Source organism: Variovorax multivorans, from assembly GCF_051216835.1.
In the GTDB taxonomy this organism is placed as follows: domain Bacteria; phylum Pseudomonadota; class Gammaproteobacteria; order Burkholderiales; family Burkholderiaceae_C; genus Variovorax.
This window is the reverse complement of sequence record NZ_JBPJZL010000006.1, coordinates 491,627-508,849: the sequence shown is the minus strand read 5'-3', so window position 1 is coordinate 508,849 and position 17,223 is coordinate 491,627. Positions and strand designations below refer to the sequence as shown.

Annotated in this window: 10 protein-coding genes; 8 read left to right on the top strand and 2 right to left on the bottom strand. The window is 66.7% G+C overall.

Going from position 1 to position 17,223, the window contains the following annotated elements; all coding sequences use genetic code 11:
• Positions 1–37: 37 nt before the first annotated feature.
• Together ACSFCA_RS18600 and ACSFCA_RS18595 are read right to left on the bottom strand one after the other, a co-directional pair.
• The gene (locus ACSFCA_RS18600) at positions 38–451 is read right to left on the bottom strand and encodes a guanyl-specific ribonuclease (protein WP_093055030.1); all 414 of its coding nucleotides are present in this window, start codon (positions 449–451) and stop codon (positions 38–40) included.
• A 180-nt stretch (positions 452–631) separates the two neighbouring features.
• Positions 632–2,980, bottom strand: coding sequence for an NADP-dependent malic enzyme (locus ACSFCA_RS18595; RefSeq protein WP_258352105.1), 2,349 nt, complete (start codon positions 2,978–2,980; stop codon positions 632–634).
• A gap of 177 nt (positions 2,981–3,157) precedes the next feature.
• Between ACSFCA_RS18595 and ACSFCA_RS18590 the strand changes: the two genes are divergently transcribed.
• The 8 genes from ACSFCA_RS18590 (at position 3,158) to ACSFCA_RS18555 (ending at position 17,164) form a co-directional block, all read left to right on the top strand.
• Positions 3,158–4,207 (top strand): SPFH domain-containing protein, encoded by a 1,050-nt coding sequence (locus ACSFCA_RS18590; RefSeq protein WP_093055034.1) that lies wholly within the window; start codon positions 3,158–3,160, stop codon positions 4,205–4,207.
• A 103-nt stretch (positions 4,208–4,310) separates the two neighbouring features.
• Positions 4,311–5,792, top strand: coding sequence for a DUF4178 domain-containing protein (locus tag ACSFCA_RS18585; protein ID WP_258352106.1), 1,482 nt, complete (start codon positions 4,311–4,313; stop codon positions 5,790–5,792).
• A 57-nt stretch (positions 5,793–5,849) separates the two neighbouring features.
• Positions 5,850–6,068, top strand: coding sequence for a DUF350 domain-containing protein (locus ACSFCA_RS18580; RefSeq protein ID WP_019653703.1), 219 nt, complete (start codon positions 5,850–5,852; stop codon positions 6,066–6,068).
• On the top strand, positions 6,065–7,621 hold the full coding sequence (locus ACSFCA_RS18575; RefSeq protein ID WP_435460253.1) for a polyamine aminopropyltransferase: 1,557 nt from the start codon (positions 6,065–6,067) through the stop codon (positions 7,619–7,621). The genes ACSFCA_RS18580 and ACSFCA_RS18575 overlap by 4 nt, the downstream gene beginning before the upstream one ends.
• 6 nt (positions 7,622–7,627) lie before the next feature.
• Positions 7,628–9,271 (top strand): FAD-dependent oxidoreductase, encoded by a 1,644-nt coding sequence (locus ACSFCA_RS18570; protein WP_435460254.1) that lies wholly within the window; start codon positions 7,628–7,630, stop codon positions 9,269–9,271.
• Entirely contained in the window at positions 9,268–10,413 is a 1,146-nt protein-coding gene (locus ACSFCA_RS18565; RefSeq protein WP_435460255.1) for a saccharopine dehydrogenase family protein, read from the top strand. The genes ACSFCA_RS18570 and ACSFCA_RS18565 overlap by 4 nt, the downstream gene beginning before the upstream one ends.
• Entirely contained in the window at positions 10,394–10,900 is a 507-nt protein-coding gene (locus tag ACSFCA_RS18560) for an SRPBCC family protein (RefSeq protein ID WP_435460256.1), read from the top strand. The genes ACSFCA_RS18565 and ACSFCA_RS18560 overlap by 20 nt, the downstream gene beginning before the upstream one ends.
• A 252-nt stretch (positions 10,901–11,152) precedes the next feature.
• Positions 11,153–17,164, top strand: coding sequence for an alpha-2-macroglobulin family protein (locus tag ACSFCA_RS18555; RefSeq protein WP_435460257.1), 6,012 nt, complete (start codon positions 11,153–11,155; stop codon positions 17,162–17,164).
• Positions 17,165–17,223 lie beyond the last annotated feature (59 nt).

Genomic DNA, 17,223 nt, shown 5'->3' with positions numbered 1-17,223 from the left:
GGGCGCTTCGGGGCGCCGCTCAGGTCGTTTTCATCGCTCATGGCGCAATCCGTCTGAAACTCGCATAGTGGTCTGCGGTGTACCAGCAGGCCTCGGGCGTCGTGCGTTGTTCACCGCCGCAGACGATTCGTTGTGCACCACGGTTGCGCGAACCGGGCGTCGTAACCGTGTACTCGCGGTAGTGGCCGCGGCGTGCGGGTGGCAAAAGACGCTCGCGATTGCCGAACACCGTGCCGTCCTTGTCATACCGGAAGGGACCGCCACTCAGGATGGCCTGGTAGGTTCGTTGGCCCTGCGCCGGCAATTCGGACAGTGCGATCGTTTCCTCGGTGGACGTTTTTCCGGCGCCGAACCATCCGCGGGCCTCGGCCCCCGTCGTCAACGCCACCAGCATCAGACTGGTGAGCGCAAACTTTGTGACAGAGGACGTGATCGAGGCGTAAGCCGCCATGGGGCACCACAAGAAAAGAGCGGGGGGTTCGAATCGGCGATCAACGTCGGGTTAACCCGCAAATTCAAGCCCGCGAGTGTGCACCACGCTGGCGAAAATAGCAAGCGACTGCTCAAAGTTTGAGCAGTCGCGAGAAGATCGAGTGGCGCTTTAAGTTGGCGGCCACTCTCGCCAAAAGGCTTATCTCTCGGCGTTTGCGTCAGCCACTGTCAAGGCTGTCATGTTCACGATGCGCCGAACAGTCGCGCTGGCCGTGAGAATGTGCACAGGTTTGGCCGCACCAAGCAGAACCGGGCCGATCGCGATATTGCCGCCTGCCGCCGTCTTGAGCAGGTTGTAGGAAATATTGGCCGCGTCGATGTTCGGGAAAACCAACAGGTTGGCGTCACCCGCCAGCGCGCTGTGCGGCATGACGACCGCGCGCTGCTTGCTGTCCAGCGCCACGTCGCCGTGCATTTCGCCGTCCACTTCGAGCCAGGGCGCCTGCACGCGCAGCAGGTCGAGCGTCTTGCGCATCTTGATGGCGCTGGGCTCGTTGCTGGTGCCGAAGTTGGAATGCGACAGCAGCGCCGCCTTCGGCTTCAGGCCGAAGCGCATCATTTCCTCGGCCGCCATGGTCGTGATTTCGGCCAGTTCCTCGGGCGAGGGGTCGTAGTTGACGTGCGTGTCGACCAGGAACACCTGGCGGTCGGGCAGCAGCAGGCCGTTCATGCAGGCGTACACCGGCACGTCCTGCGGCGTGCTCTCGCAGCCGCCAGGGCGCTTGCCGATCACCTGGTCGATGTAGTGCAGGTGGATCAGCGTGGTGCCCCAGGTGCCGCAGATCATGCCGTCCACCTCGTCCTTGTGCAGCAGCATCGCGCCGATCAGCGTGAGGCGGCGGCGCATCTCGATCTTGGCGGTCTGCACCGTCTGGCCCTTGCGCTCGGTCATGCGGTGGTAGGTCTGCCAGAAGTCGCGGTAGCGGTGGTCCTGCTCGACGTTGACGATGTCGTAGTCCAGCTCTTCCTTCAGGCGCAGGCCGAACTTCTCGATGCGCTGCGCGATGACGGCCGGACGGCCGATCAGCGTCGGGCGCGCGATGCCTTCGTCGACCACGATCTGCGCGGCGCGCAGCACGCGTTCTTCCTCGCCTTCGCAGTACGCCACGCGCTTCTTGGCGGCACGCCGGGCGGCTTCGAAGATCGGCTTCATCGTCGTGCCCGAGGCATAGACGAAGTTCTGCAGCTTGTCGCGGTAGGCGTCCATGTCCTTGATCGGACGAGACGCCACGCCGCTTTCTTCGGCCGCCTTGGCCACGGCCGGCGCGATCTTCATCATCAGGCGCGGGTCGAAAGGCTTCGGGATCAGGTATTCGGGGCCGAAAGACAGCTTTTCACCCACGTAGGCAGCGGCCACGCGCTCGCTCTGCTCGGCCTGCGCCAGCTCGGCAATGGCCCGCACCGCGGCGATTTCCATCTCGTCGGTGATCGTGGTCGCGCCACAGTCGAGCGCGCCGCGGAAGATGTACGGGAAGCACAGGACGTTGTTGACCTGGTTCGGGTAGTCGGTGCGGCCCGTGGCCATGATCACGTCGTTGCGCACCGCATGGGCGTCTTCGGGCGCGATCTCGGGGTTCGGATTGGCCAGCGCGAAGATCACCGGCTTGGCCGCCATCTTCGCCACCATCTCGGGCTTGAGCACGCCGCCGGCCGACAGGCCGAGGAACACGTCGGCACCTGCAATCACTTCCGCCAGCTTGCGCATGTCGGTCTTTTGCATGTACTGGCGCTTGTCGTCATCCATCAGCTCTTCGCGGCCTTCGTAGACCACGCCGGCCAGGTCGGTGACGAACACGTTCTCGCGCTTGAGGCCCACCTTGAGCAGCAGGTTCAGGCAGGCCAGCGCCGCGGCGCCTGCGCCCGAGGTGACCAGCTTGACTTCGGCGATGTCTTTGCCCGCCACCTTCAGGCCGTTGAGCATGGCGGCCGCCACCGTGATGGCCGTGCCGTGCTGGTCGTCGTGGAACACCGGGATCTTCATGCGCTTGCGCAGTTCGCGCTCGACGTAGAAGCAATCGGGTGCCTTGATGTCCTCGAGGTTGATGGCGCCGAAGGTCGGCTCCAGAGAGGCAATGATCTCGACCAGCTTGACGGGGTCTTTCTCGTCGATCTCGATGTCGAACACGTCGACACCGGCGAATTTCTTGAAGAGAACGCCCTTGCCTTCCATCACCGGCTTGGAAGCCAGCGGGCCGATGTCGCCTAGGCCGAGCACGGCAGTGCCGTTGGAGATGACGCCGACGAGGTTGCCGCGCGAGGTGTACTTGAAGGCGTTGGCCGGGTCCTTGACGATTTCCTCGCAGGGCGCGGCCACGCCGGGCGAGTAGGCCAGCGACAGGTCGCGCTGGTTGACCATCTGCTTGGTCGCCGCGATGGCGATCTTGCCGGGAACGGGAAACTCGTGGTACTCGAGGGCGGCACGTCGCAACTCGGCGCGTTTGTCTTCGGGCGTGGGAGTCGATGAGGTCGAGGGGGTCGAATCTGACATGTGCCGTAGCTCCTGGTGGCGCTTCTTCTGGGGGCGCCGATTGTAGACCTCGGTTCGTAAAGTCATACACCGCATGGCCGGTACCAACCATGACCAAAAGCACGGGTGCACCGTCAAGTCGCTGTGGCAATATGCACAGTTCGGATAAAACCTGAAAAAACCTGACGAGGAGCAACCATGGCCCTGATGGATTTCATCAAGAAACAGTTCATCGACATCATCCAGTGGACCGAGACCGGCGATGGCACGCTGGCCTGGCGCTTCCCGATGGCGGAGATGGAAATCCAGAACGGCGCCTCGCTCACCGTTCGCGAGTCGCAGGTTGCCGTCTTCGTCAACGAAGGCAAGGTGGCCGACGTGTTCGGCCCCGGCATGTACAAGCTCACGACGCAGACGCTGCCCGTGCTCACGTACCTGAAGAACTGGGACAAGCTCTTCGAGTCCCCCTTCAAGAGCGACGTCTATTTCTTCAGCACCCGCCAGCAGGTCGACCAGAAGTGGGGCACGCCCCAGCCGATCACGATCCGCGACAAGGACTTCGGTGCCGTGCGCCTGCGCGCCTTCGGCAACTACTCCTTCCGCATCGGCGATGCCAAGGCCTTCCACACCGAAATCTCCGGCACGCGCGACATCTATTCCGTGGCCGACCTCGACGGCCAGTTGCGCGGACTGGTGTTGCAGAACATCAGCAACGCCATCGCCTCCAGCGGCGTGCCCTTCCTCGACCTCGCGGCCAACCAGATCCAGTTCGCGCAGGCGCTCGCTGCGCAGCTCGTGCCCGAGTTCGAGAAGATCGGCATCAAGCTCGAGAACATCACGGTCCAGAACGTCTCGCTGCCCGAAGAGCTGCAGAAGATCCTCGACCAGAAGATCGGCATGGGCATGGTCGGCAACGACATGGGCAAGTTCATGCAGTACCAGACGGCGCAGGCCATTCCCAAGTTCGCCGAGGGCGCTGCCAATGGTGGCGGCATCGCGGGCGACGCGATGGGCCTGGGCGCCGGCGTGGCGCTCGGCCAGGTGCTCGCGCAGAACCTCGCGCAGGGCCTGAGCCCCAACGCGGCCGCGCAGGCCGCGGCAACGCAGCAGCAACCCGCCGTGGCCGTGGTGAGCCCCACCGACGTGATGACCACACTCGAGAAGCTTGGCGAACTCAAGACCAAGGGCATCCTCACCCAGGAAGAGTTCGACGCCAAGAAGGTCGAACTACTCAAGAAGCTCGTCTGACCCGGCGCTATGTTCCCGATAGCGCCTGACGCCCGTTCGACGGGCGTCAGAAGCCTCATTGGCTTGAAAAACTCGTGGCCGTCCACGCCATGGCTGATGTGCCATGGCTGAGGAAACCGGCAACCAACGCTACTACCGCGCGCCCTGCCCCGGCTGCGGCGCGCCGGTCGAATTCCGCTCGGCGCAATCGACGCACGCGGTCTGCCCCTACTGCCAGAGCACCGTCGTGCGCCAGGGCGACACGCTTGCGCGCACCGGCAAGATGGCCGAGCTGTTCGACGACTTCAGCCCGCTGCAGCTGTTCGCCGCCGGCCGCATCCAGGACAAGCCCTTCACGCTGATCGGCCGGCTGCAGTACACCTACCCGGGCGGCCGCTGGACCGAATGGATCGCCGCGCTCGACGGTGACCGCACCGCGATCCTCAGCGAGGACAACGGCGCCTACGTCTTTGCGTTGCCCTTCGACCTCCAGCGCGCCGCGCCGCCCTGGAACGAGCTGCGCGTGAGCGCGACCACGGCCTTCGCCGGCCAGAGCTACACCGTCACCTCGAACGAGCAGGTGGCGCTGACCTCTGCGCAAGGCGAACTGCCGCACCTGCCCGAGCTCGGTCGCCCCTTCGCGATGGTCGAGCTGCGCAACGACAAGGGGCTGGTGCTCAGCATCGACTACGGCACCGCGACGCCCGGCGCCTACCTCGGCCGCTCGGTGCAGCTCGAAGACCTGCAGCTCACCGGCCTGCGCGAGGAGTCCGCCAAGGACGAAAAGGGCCGCAGCTTCAACTGCCCCAACTGCGGCTCGCCCGTCACTGTCAACCTGGCCGACAGCAAGAGCATCACCTGCCGTTCGTGCAACAGCATCATCGACCTGTCGCAGGGCATCGGCGGAGAGCTCAGGCACGCCACGCAGGACGAGCCCGTGCGCCCGCTCATCGCGCTCGGCAGCATGGGGCAGTTGCAGGGCGCGCAGTGGCAGGTGGTCGGCTTCCAGCACCGCATGGGCAGCGAGCCCGGCGACGACGAGCAGTTCGGCTGGGACGAGTACCTGCTCTACAACAAGAAGCGCGGCTTCAGCTTCCTGGTCGATGCGGAAGACGGCTGGAGCATGGTCAAGCCGACCACCGGCGCGCCGGTGATGGCTGAGAACGGCAGCACCGCCACCTACCTCAGCAAGCGCTACCAGCAGCAGTACGCCTACAACGCCGAAACGACCTACGTGGCGGGCGAGTTCTACTGGCAGGTCGAGCGCGGGCAGAAAACCTTCAACCGAGACTTCGCCAACGGCGGCGCACTGCTGTCGATGGAGCGCTCGGCCAACGAGCTGACGTGGTCGTCGGGCAGCAAGATCGACAGCGGCGCGGTGGCCACCGCCTTCAAGCTCGACACCAAGAAGGACATGTTCAAGCGCGCCGACGCGCTGCCCGTGAGCGCGGCCTCCGGGCTGGGCTGCGGCACCATCATCCTCATCATCGTCGTGATCATCATCCTGCTGATCATCCTGAGCACCTGCAGCGGCGGTTCGTCGAGCGGCTATCGCAGCTCGGGCGGCTCATATGGCGGCTCTTCGAGTGGCGGCGGCCACAAATGACGGCGAAGATGCACGCGATGTCTGTCTCGTCTCTCACTACTACGACTGGAGGTCCCCATGGGATTTGAATGGCTGAAACCGGGCGTGGTCCTCGGATCGCTCGTGTACGCGCTGATCGGCGTCGTGATCTTCTGGCTCTGCTTCCTGATCATCGACAAGATCACGCCCTATGACCTGTGGGGCGAGATCGTCGAGAAGCAGAACGTGGCGCTGGGGCTGGTGGTTGCCGCGATGAGTCTGGGCATCAGCATCATCGTCGCCGCAGCAATCCATTGAACGACGCGGCCCTGCCCGCGCGCACCCCGGATGCGCGGGGGCCGCAACCCGTAGAGATCGCGCTGCTCGCCAGCGTGTTCGTGGTCGCTGCCTGCGGCCTGGTCTACGAACTGAGCGCGGCCGCGCTCAGTTCCTACCTGCTCGGCGACTCGGTGCTGCAGTTCAGCACCATCATCGGCACCTATCTGTTCGCCATGGGCGTGGGCTCCTGGCTCTCGCGCTATTTCGATCGCCAGCTGCCGGCGCACTTCCTTCGCATCGAGCTGATGGTGGCGCTGATCGGCGGCGCGCTGCCGGCGATCCTGTTTCTTGCCAACGCCTACGTGCCGAGTGCTTTCCGGCTGCTGCTGTACGGCCTGGTGATGGTCGTCGGCACGCTGGTGGGGCTCGAGATTCCGCTGGTGATGCGCATCCTGAAGCGCAACATCGTGCTCAAGAACCTGGTGTCGCAGGTCCTCACCTTCGACTACCTCGGCGCGCTGGCCGTGTCGGTGGCGTTTCCGCTGATCCTCGTGCCGCAGCTCGGCATGATTCGCACCGGCCTGCTGTTCGGCTTCATGAACGCGGCCGTGGCGGTGTGGGCGCTGTGGCTGTTCCGCCATGAGCTGCGCCGCGTCGGCGCGCATGCGCTTGCGTGCTTTCTCGCTCTGGCCGCACTGGTGGCGGCCTTCGTCTGGGCCGACCACATCACCACGCTGGCGGAAGACAAGTTCTACCAGGACCGCATCGTCTTCAGCGCCACCTCGCCCTACCAGCGCATCGTGGTCACGCGCGGGCTGCTCGGGCACCGCCTGTTCCTGAATGGCAACCTGCAGTTTGCAGAGCGCGACGAGTACCGCTATCACGAGGCGCTGGTGCATCCGGTGATGGCCGCACAGGGCGCGCCGAAGAAGGTCGCCGTGCTCGGCGGCGGCGACGGCATGGCGGTGCGCGAGATCCTGAAGTACCCCTCGGTCGAGTCGGTCACGCTCGTGGAGCTCGATCCGAACATGACCAAACTCTTCACCGATCACGAGACGCTGGCCGCGCTCAACGGCCATTCGCTCTCGTCGCCCAAGGTGAAGATCGTCAATACCGACGCCTTCCAGTGGCTACAGCAGCCCGGCGACATGTTCGATGTGATCGTGGTCGACTTTCCCGATCCGACCAACTTCGCCATCGGCAAGCTCTACACCAACAGCTTCTACGCGCTGCTCGAAAAGCGCCTGTCGGCCAGCGGCTACGCGGTGATCCAGACGACTTCGCCGCTGGTCGCGCGCAAGAGCTACTGGACCGTGGCGACCACCATCGAATCGGTGGGCCTGCGCGCCACGCCGTACCACGCACACGTGCCGAGCTTCGGCGAGTGGGGCTACATCATCGCGAGCCGCCGGCCGTACCGCATGCCCGATGCGCTGCCTTCGGGCCTGCGCTTCCTGTCGCCTTCCACGCTGCCGCTGATGTTCGACTTTCCGCTCGACATGGCGCGCGTGCCGGCCGAAGTGAACCGGCTGTCGAACCAGATCCTTGTCACCACTTACGAGCAGGAGTGGGGCAAGGTGATGGCGCACTAGCCGACCATGCAAAGGCGCGAATTCCTCGGCGTGGCGGCAGGTGCGGCGGGCGCCCTCGCGCTCGCGGGCTGCGAGGCGCCGACACCGCCCATCGAAGGCGGCTTCACCGGCATCGATGTCACGCGTGGCCATGCAATGCGCGACGGCACACTCAAGAGCCAGGCGCCTGCGGTCGTGAAGCGCACCCGCGTGGTGATCGCTGGCGGTGGCGTTGCCGGCCTCGCCGCCGCCCGCGCCCTGCGGCTTTCAGGCGTCGACGACTTCACCCTGCTCGAACTCGAAGACACCGCCGGCGGCAACGCGCGCGGCGGCATCGTCAACGGCATCGCCTGCCCGCTCGGTGCGCACTACCTGCCCGTGCCCGGCGACGACGCGCGCGAGGTGCAAGACCTGCTCGAAGAGCTCGGCCTGCGCCGCCGTGTGGCGGGCCGTTGGGAATACGACGAAGTCACCCTCTGCCACAGCCCGCAGGAGCGCCTGTTCATCCATGGCGAGTGGCAGGACGGCCTGCTGCCCACGCACGGCGTGGGCGAAGGCACGCTCGCGCAGTACCGCAAGTTCGCGCAGCGCATCGACGCGCTGCAGCACGCCGCGCACTTCGCCATTCCCACGCTGAAGGTCGCCGTCACGCCCGAACTGCTGGCGCTCGACGCCATCACCTTCGCCAGATGGCTGGACGGCGAAGGCTTCAGCGACGCGCAACTGCGCTGGTACCTCGACTACTGCTGCCGCGACGACTACGGCGCCGGCATCGAGCAGGTGTCAGCCTGGGCCGGCATCCACTACTTCGCAAGCCGGCACGGCTTTCATGCGCCCGGCGATCCGACCGGCAGCGTCAACGATTCGAGCCCCGAGCGCGACGGCATCCTCACCTGGCCCGAAGGCAACGGCTGGCTCACGAAGCAGCTGGCCAAGCCGCTCGGCGAACGCCTGCGCACAGCCCAGGTCGTCACGCGTATCGCCGAAGTGCGTGGTGGCGTCGAGGTCGATGCGTGGGACGCGGCCACGAAGTCCCTCGTGCGCTGGCAGGCCGAGCGCTGCATCGTCGCGCTGCCCGTGTTCATCGCCGCGCGCGTGGTCGAGAACCCGCCCGAGGTGCTGAAGACCGCCGCCGCGCACGTGCGCTACGCCCCCTGGCTCGTGGCCAACGTGCACCTGCGCGGCCCACTGGCCGACCGGCCCGGCGCCGCGCCGAGCTGGGACAACGTGATCTATGGCACCAAGGGCCTGGGCTACGTCGACGCACGCCACCAGTCGCTCGACCCAACGCCGCGCGGCACGGTGCTCAGCTGGTACCGGCCGCTGGGCCCGAGCGGCTACGACACCGCCGACGGCCGCAAGCTGCTGCTGGAGCGTCCGTGGACCGGCTGGCGCGACGACCTGCTCGCGGAGCTGTCGGCGCCGCACCCCGACTTGCCATCGCTGGCGACGCGTATCGACATCACACGCTATGGGCACGCCATGTCGATCCCCCGGCCCGGACTGCTCGCGCAGATCGGCTCGCAGCGCACCGCGCCGGATGCAGCGCATCGCGGTAGCGTCGTGGCGGGCCGCTTGTCATTCGCGCATGCCGACTGGTCGGGCTACTCGATCTTCGAAGAGGCGTTCACGCGCGGGCACGTCGCGGGCGGCGACGCGGCAGCGGCATGAAAACGCTGGTGCTCGGCGGCTATGGCAACTTCGGTGCGCGCATCTCTCGCGCGTTGGCAGGCGATCCGGGCATTGAGCTGCTGGTGGCGGGGCGCGATGCGCAGCGCGCCACGGCGTTCGCGGCATCGCTGGGCGGCGGCGCGCGCGGGGTTCGCATCGATGTGCAGGCCGCCGACTTCGCGAGCACCTTGCACGAGTTGGGCGCCCAACTGGTGATCCACACGGCCGGCCCGTTTCAGGGCCAGGACTACCGCGTGCCGCAGGCCGTCGTGGCGGCGGGCGCGCACTACATCGACCTGGCCGATGGCCGGCGCTTCGTGTGCGACTTTCCGTCGGCGCAAGACGCTGCCTTCCGCGATGCGGGCCGTACGGCCGTCAGCGGGGCCAGCACAGTGCCGGCACTTTCCTCGGCGGTGGTCGACCGTCTCACTGCCGGTTGGCAAGGCATCCGCAGCATCGACATCTGCATCGCCCCGGCACAAGGCGCGCCGCGCGGCGAGGCCACGCTGGCCGGCGTGCTCGCCTACTGCGGCGAGCCGATCCGCGTCTGGCAAGGCGGCCGCTGGATCGAGCAACCCGGCTGGGCCGACCCCGTGGAGGTCGAGTTCGCGCGCATGAAGCCGCGCCGCGGCGCGCTTTGCGACATCCCCGATCTCGAACTCTTTCCCGCACGCTATGCCGGCGTGCAGTCGGTGATGTTCCGCGCCGCACTCGAAGTCGGGCTGGCGCAGCGCGCCTTCGCCTTCATGGCGTTCATGCACCGCATGGGTCTGCTGCCCGCGCCGCAGAAGCTGGCGCCGCTGCTGCATTCCGCAGGTGGTGTGTTCGACGCATTCGGCACCGCGCTGGGCGGCATGGTCGTGCGCGTGGAAGGCACGGATGCGCAGGGCGCGCCGGCACGCCGCGCGTGGCACATAGCCGCCGACGACAACCACGGCCCCGAGATTCCATGCATGGCCGCCATCCTGCTGGCTCGGCGCCTCGCGTGCGGCGACGATGCGTTGCCCGCGGGCGCGCATGCCTGTGCCGGCCTGCTCGCCCTGTCCGAATTCGAGCCGGAGTTCGCGCGCTGGGGCATGGTGACCGACGTGGTCGAAGAAGTGGCAATCGCAGTGGCAGGCCATGGCGCACCAGCGCTTTGAGTTCGACATGCCGGCGCCGGCCGACGTTGTCTTCGACGCTTTCCACTACCACGTGTGGCGCGCACGCTGGGACTCGCTGGTCGGCAACGCCCGCGTGGTGGGCGGTGCGCCCTGCCCGTTCGTCGGCGCCGAGACCGAGAACGTGGGCGGTGGCTGGCTGCGCGGCTTGTCGATGCGAACGCGCTTCGTGAGCTTCGACCGACCACACGTGGCGGCCGCCTCGATGATCGGCCGCTCCTTTCCCTTCAACCGCTGGGCTGCGTCCATGCGGCACCGCGACACGCAGCCCGGCCACTCGGTACTGATCTATGTCTACACCATCGAGGCCGGGCCAAAGGCGTTGCGCTGGCTGCTGGAGCCGGTGGTCGCGTGGGTTTTCGCACGGCAGACGCAGCGGCGCTTCGCGCGCATGCGCGCGTTCCTGGCCACACATGCGCATGAAGTTGTCGCGTGGCAGCACAGGCAGCACGGGAGTTCCGCCGCATGAAGGACGCCGGGTGCTCCCCGCAGCGAAATAAAGTAGGAGGCCGCAGGCCGGGGGACATTCGCGGAGGGGAGCACCCGGTGTCCTTCGCACACACCCCGAACAGGAGCGCCCCGAACGCCCCGCCATGAATCATTGAGATAAAGGCCCCGCGCAGGCCTGTGCAGTTTTCACCAAGACTTCACACACAGCGCCATTGCTTCACAGATGGTCCGCAAACTCGCGGACGCCAACAAAAACACAGTGGGAGCGTCCATGCTTCAAGTCGCCAATCGAAAACTCGCGTCGTTCAGCGACGTGCTCTTCACCGGACTGGGCCGCGTGCTCGGTTTTTTGCGTCCGGTGGCCCGTGGGCTCATCGGTTCCTGGCGACCACCGGGCTGGCTGCGCATCGCGGGCGCCTTCCTGCTCTTCGGACTGCAGTGGCTGCAGCAGCGGCTGGCCTGGGTGGTGTTGCTCCTTCTGCTCGTGCTGGCCGGCTGGATGGCCAGCCCCCATGTGATCAAGTGGTGGCACGGCCTCACGCCCGATCGCGTCGAACCCGTCGTTGCCACCGCGAAGACCGAGCCGCCGCAGCGCACGCAGATCGAGCTCGACAGGGGCCCGAACCCCTTCGTCATCAACTTCTCGGCCTCGGTGGCGCCCATTGCGCGCATCGGCCAGGAGGCCACCGGCGTCACCATCGAGCCCGCCATTGCCGGCCGCTGGACGTGGACCAAGCAGAACCGGCTTGAATTCCTGCCCGCGCAAGACTGGCCCATCGGCCAGCCGTACAAGGTGCAGATCGCTGACAGCGCACTCGCGCCGCACATCGAGATGGCGCTGCGCAAGTACGAGTTCATCTCGCCCGAATTCACCGCGCAGATCAACGCCGCCGAGTTCTATCAAGACCCAGTGCAGGCCAACGTGCGCCGCGCGCTCTTTCAGGTGCACTTCTCGCACCCCGTGAATACGGCCGAGTTCGAGAAGCGCCTGGTGCTGACCTACGACCAGCCCTGCAGCTCCTCCTTCTTCAGCGTGGGCAAGTGCGCGAGCGAGAAGTTCACGGTCAGCTACGACAAGCTGCGCCTCAACGCCACCCTGCAGTCTGAACCGCTGCCGATCCCCGAGAAGACTCGCCCGGCGATTCTCAGCCTCACCTCCGGCACGGTTGCGCAGAAGGGCGGCCCGGCGCTGCGTGCCGACATGTCCCGCGCGGTCGACATCCCCGGCCTCTTCAGCCTGAGCATCGCCAGCATCGAACCCACCATCGTCACCGGAGAGAACGGCGAGCCCGAGCACGTGATGCACGTCGCCGCCTCGATGCCTGTGCACGAGCGCGAAATGGCGCGCGTGGTGCAGGCATGGCTGCTGCCCGCGACAGAAGAAGCCAAGGGCGACCCCGACGAGAAATTCGACTGGTCCGCTGACCCGTCGAAGGTCACCGACGCCGTGCTGCGCCGCGCGAAGAAGCTCAACCTGCAGCCCATCGCCAGCGAGCGCGAAGTGACCGAGATGGTCAGCTTCCGCATGCCGCAGGCCGAGGGCGGCCGCTACCTGCTGGTGCGCGTGGCCAAGGGCCTGAAGACGCCCGGCGGCTACCAGCTCGGCGCCGCACGGCAAGACGTGCGCCTGCTCAAGACCTTCGCGCCCGAGCTCACCATCATGAGCCAGGGCTCGCTGCTCGCACTGTCGGGCGAGCGCAAGCTGCCGATCCTCGTGCGCGACCTGCCCGGCATCCGACTCGAAATCGGCCGCCTGCTGCCGCAGCAGCTGCAGCATCTGGTGACCCAGACCAACGGCGACTTCTCGCATCCGCAGTTCTACAGCGGCCTGCAGTCGGACAACCTCGTCGACCGCTTCCAGAAGGAGATTCCGCTCAGCATTCCCGCCGGCAAGGCGCACTACGAAACCGTCGACTTCGCGGAGTACCTGCGCAACGACGTGGCCGACCGCCGCGGCGTGTTCCTGCTCAAGGTGCAGGGCTACGACCCCAAGGCGAAGAAGAAGCCCGAGGGCGATGAGCAGCAAGCCCAGCCCGAAGACGAACAGCAGCAGGAAGAACAGTCGTCCGACGAAGAAGGCAACGGCGAAGGCGGCAGCCCCGAGCAGCAGCTCGACCAGCGCCTCGTGCTCGTCACCGACCTTGGCATCGTCGCCAAGAAGTCGCTCGACGGCACGCGCGACGTGTTCGTGCAGAGCATTGCCAACGGCCAGCCCGTGGCCGGCGCACTGGTCGAGGTGTGGGGCCGCAACGGCATGATCGTCGCGTCGCAGGCCACAGATGCGACGGGCGCCGCCAAGCTGCCCAACCTTGCCGGCTACCAGCGTGAGAAGGCACCGGTGGTGCTCGTCGTGCGCAAGGATGGCGACCTGAGCTTCCTGCCCTTCAATCGCAACGACCGCACGCTCGACATTTCCCGCTTCGACGTCGGCGGCCTGCGTGCGGCCGGCGTGCCGAACCAGATGACGGCCTATGTCTTCAGCGACCGCGGCATCTACCGTCCCGGCGACACCATGCACATCGCGATGATGGTCAAGGCCGGCAACTGGGGCACCTCGCTGCGCGACCTGCCGCTCGAAGCCGAGATCATCGATGCGCGCGGCCTCAGCGTGCGCCGCGAAAAACTCAAGCTCGGCCCCGGCGGTGCGGCGGAAATTGCCCACACCACGCAAGACACATCGCCCACCGGCAACTACACCGTCAACCTCTACCTGCCGCGCGAATCGTCGCCCGGCACGCCCGAGGTCGAAGGCCTGCTGATCGGCAGCACCACGGTGAAGGTGCAGGAGTTCCTGCCCGATCGCACCAAGGTCACGGCCAAGCTCAGCAGCGAGATTGCCGAGGGCTGGGTCAAGCCCAAGGACCTGAAGGCGCTCATCGACGTGCAGAACCTCTTCGGTACGCCTGCGCCCGATCGCAAGGTCGAAGGCACGCTTACGCTGAGCCCCGGCTTCCCGATGTTCCGCGCCTTCACCGACTACGCCTTCTTCGATCCGCAGCGCGCCGCCGACAAGCAGGTCGACGACCTGGGCAGCGTTCAGACCAGCGCCGACGGCAAGGCCGAGTTCGACCTGCGCCTGTCGCGCTTCGACGCCGCCACCTACCAGGTGCACGTGCTTGCCAAGGCTTTCGAGCCCGAGGGCGGGCGCAGCGTGTCGGCCGAGGCGCAGACGCTGGTGAGCGACATGCCCTACCTCGTCGGCGTGAAGGTCGACGGCGACGTCGGCTACGTGAGCAAGGGCGCCGCGCGCAACGCCACCGTGATCGCCATCGACCCGCAGGCGAAGAAGACGGCCGTGGCCGACCTGAAGATCGAGCGCGTGGAGCGCAAGGTGCTGTCGGTGCTCATCAAGCAGGACAACGGCTTGTACCGCTACGAGTCGCGCCGCAAGGAAGTCGTGCTCGACGAGAAGCCCTTCGCCATCGCCGCGGCCGGCAACAACGTGGCGCTGGACACCAGCGCGCCTGGCAACTTCGCCTATGTGGTGCGCAATGCGCAGGGGCTGGAGCTCAACCGCGTGGAATACAGCGTGGCGGGCAATGCCAACGTGTCGCGCTCGCTCGACCGCAACGCCGAGTTGCAACTCACGCTCGACCGCAAGGACTACGAGCCGGGGCAGGAGATTGCGGTGAGCATTCGCGCGCCGTACGTGGGTGCGGGTCTCATCACCATCGAGCGCGACAAGGTCTATGCCCACGCATGGTTCAAGACCGACAAGACCGCCTCGGTGCAGAAGATCGTGCTGCCCAAGGACTTCGAGGGCACCGGCTACATCAACGTGCACTTCGTGCGCGACCCAGCCTCTGACGAGGTCTACATGAGCCCGTTGTCGTACGGCGTCGTGCCCTTCGCCACCGCGCTGACCAAGCGCACCGCCAACCTGCAGCTCACCAGCAGCGAACTGGTGAAGCCGGGGCAGACCGTGAAGATGAAGCTCACCAGCGACAAGCCCACGCGCGCCGTGGTGTTCGCGGTGGACGAAGGCATCCTGCAGGTGGCGCGCTACAAGACGCCCGACCCGCTGAAGCACTTCTTTCAAAAGCGCGCGCTCGAAGTCGGCACCCTGCAGACGCTCGACCTGATCCTGCCGGAGTTCAAGAAGCTCATGCAGGGCGCCGCACCCGGCGGCGACGGAGAAGGCGAACTCGGCAAGCACCTGAACCCGTTCAAGCGCAAGCGCGACAAGCCGGTGGCCTACTGGTCGGGCCTGGTCGACGTGAACGGCAGCCGCGAGTTCAGCTACACCGTGCCCGAGAGCTTCAACGGCAGCCTGCGTGTGATGGCCGTGGCAGTGAACGACGAGACCACCGCCGCCAAGACCACCCGCACCGTGGTGCGCGGCGACATGGTGATACTGCCGAACGCACCGCTCGCGATGGCGCCCGGCGATACGGTCGAAGTGGGCGTGGGCCTTGCGAACAACATCGTGGGCTCGGGCAAGGAAGCGCCTATTGCGCTCACGCTCACCGCCTCCGGCGGGCTCGAAGTGGTGGGCGACGCCACGCAGACGCTCAAGGTCAACGAGCGCGGCGAAGCCAGCACCAGGTTCAACGTGCGTGCCAAGCCGGGCGAACAGGCGGTGCTGGGTTCTTCCGCGCTGGTGTTCACCTCGACGCACAAGACCTTCAGCGCGCGCCTGTCGACCGAAGTGAGCGTGCGGCCCGCATCGCCCTTCGTCACGCTGGTGCAGGCCGGCAGCTTCCAGCGCGCGGGCGAGCTGTCGAGCCAGGCCGACCTGTACCCGAACTTCCGCCAGAGCGACGTGGCCGTATCGGCTGCACCGTGGGCCTTCGCGACCGGGCTCATGCAGTATCTGGAGGCGTACCCGCACGGCTGCACCGAGCAGATCACGAGCCAGACTTTCCCTGCAGTGCTGCTCGCGGGTCGCCCCGAGCTGGTGAAGGAAATGGCGCGCGGCCGCACGGCCGAGCAGGGCCCGATGCCCGAGGCGCGCAAGACCTTCGAGCGCTACCTCGTGCAGCTGCGTGCACGGCAGACGGCCGACGGCGGCTTCTCGCTGTGGCCCGGCGCCGGCACCGATGCCTTCGCCACGCTGTACGCAGTGCACCTGCTGGTCGAAGCCAAGGACCACAAGCTGCCGGTGCCGCAAGACCTGCTGCAGAAGGCGAACGCCTACCTGCAGGGCTGGCTCGGCAGCGGCGACGCTTCGCTAGACGGCTGGCGCCAGCGCACGCAGGCCGCCTACCTGCTGACGCGCCAGGGCATCATCGCGCCGGCCGCGCTGGCCAACCTGCGCGAAGCATGGCGCAGCAAGCAGACGCAGGGCTGGAGCGACGACCTCGGCGCCGTCTACCTTGCCGCGAGCTACCAGCTCGTGAAGCAGGAGCAGGTGGCCAACGAGCTGCTCAACCCGGTGTGGGCCGACCTGCTCGCGCGCACGGAGAAGAAACAGCGCCGCAACGTCTGGGGTGCCTACTACGACCCGCTGGTGCACGACAGCATGACGCTGCACCTGGTGGGCCGGCACTTCCCGTCGCGCCTGAAGACGCTGAAGCCCGCGGTGTGGGAAGGCATGGCGGCGATGGTGCGCGACGGCTGGTACAACAGCCTGTCGTCGGCCTCGATGCTGCTCGCGGTCGATTCGTACTTCGAGGCCGTGGGGCAGAACGTCGAGGGCAAGCTCACGGCGAGCGCCGTCAACGCGCAAGGCCAGGCCGCAGCGCTCGCGCTGGGTGCGGTGAACCCGATCACGCGCGCCGCGGTGCCGGCCGGCACTGCCAAGCTGAAGCTGTCGAACGACAGCGACTTCAACCTGTACTACAGCTGGGCCGAGCAGGGCTTCGAGCGCAACGTGCCCGCCACGGCGGTGAACAAGGGCCTCGAAATCTTCCATGAAGTGCTCGATGCCAAGGGCAACCCGATCACCAAGGCGAAGCTCGGCGAAGAGGTCACGGTGCGGGTGCGCGTGCGCAGCCTGGAGCGCGCGCAGCTCAATGACGTGGCGCTGGTCGACGTGCTGCCCGGTGGCCTCGAGCCGGTGCTGCAGGCCGTGGGTGATGACGACGATGCCAACGCCGACGCGCCGATCTGGAAGAAGCGCCTGGGCGGAGGCGGCTCGTGGAAGGTGCAATACGCCGACATCCGCGAAGACCGCGTCGTGTTCTACGGCAGCGTCAACAAAGACCTGCTCGAAGTGACCTACAAGGCTCGCGCCACCAACGTCGGCGACTACGTGGTGCCGGCGGCGTATGGCGAGGCGATGTACGACCGGCGGGTGTTCTCGCGCTCGGCGGGTGCGCGCTTCCAGGTGGTGGGGAATTGAAAACAGCGAGCCCCGCCTTTGTCCCCTCTCCCGCTTGCGGGAGAGGGCCAGGGTGAGGG

What these genes read in the sequence shown, in the direction of transcription:
- ACSFCA_RS18585 (WP_258352106.1), top strand. Translation starts at nt 4,311, where the DNA reads ATGGCTGAGGAAACCGGCAACCAACGCTACTACCGCGCGCCCTGCCCC.
- ACSFCA_RS18570 (WP_435460254.1), top strand. Translation starts at nt 7,628, where the DNA reads ATGCAAAGGCGCGAATTCCTCGGCGTGGCGGCAGGTGCGGCGGGCGCC.
- ACSFCA_RS18560 (WP_435460256.1), top strand. Translation starts at nt 10,394, where the DNA reads ATGGCGCACCAGCGCTTTGAGTTCGACATGCCGGCGCCGGCCGACGTT.
- ACSFCA_RS18580 (WP_019653703.1), top strand. Translation starts at nt 5,850, where the DNA reads ATGGGATTTGAATGGCTGAAACCGGGCGTGGTCCTCGGATCGCTCGTG.
- ACSFCA_RS18595 (WP_258352105.1), bottom strand. Translation starts at nt 2,980, where the DNA reads ATGTCAGATTCGACCCCCTCGACCTCATCGACTCCCACGCCCGAAGAC.
- ACSFCA_RS18555 (WP_435460257.1), top strand. Translation starts at nt 11,153, where the DNA reads ATGCTTCAAGTCGCCAATCGAAAACTCGCGTCGTTCAGCGACGTGCTC.
- ACSFCA_RS18590 (WP_093055034.1), top strand. Translation starts at nt 3,158, where the DNA reads ATGGCCCTGATGGATTTCATCAAGAAACAGTTCATCGACATCATCCAG.
- ACSFCA_RS18600 (WP_093055030.1), bottom strand. Translation starts at nt 451, where the DNA reads ATGGCGGCTTACGCCTCGATCACGTCCTCTGTCACAAAGTTTGCGCTC.
- ACSFCA_RS18565 (WP_435460255.1), top strand. Translation starts at nt 9,268, where the DNA reads ATGAAAACGCTGGTGCTCGGCGGCTATGGCAACTTCGGTGCGCGCATC.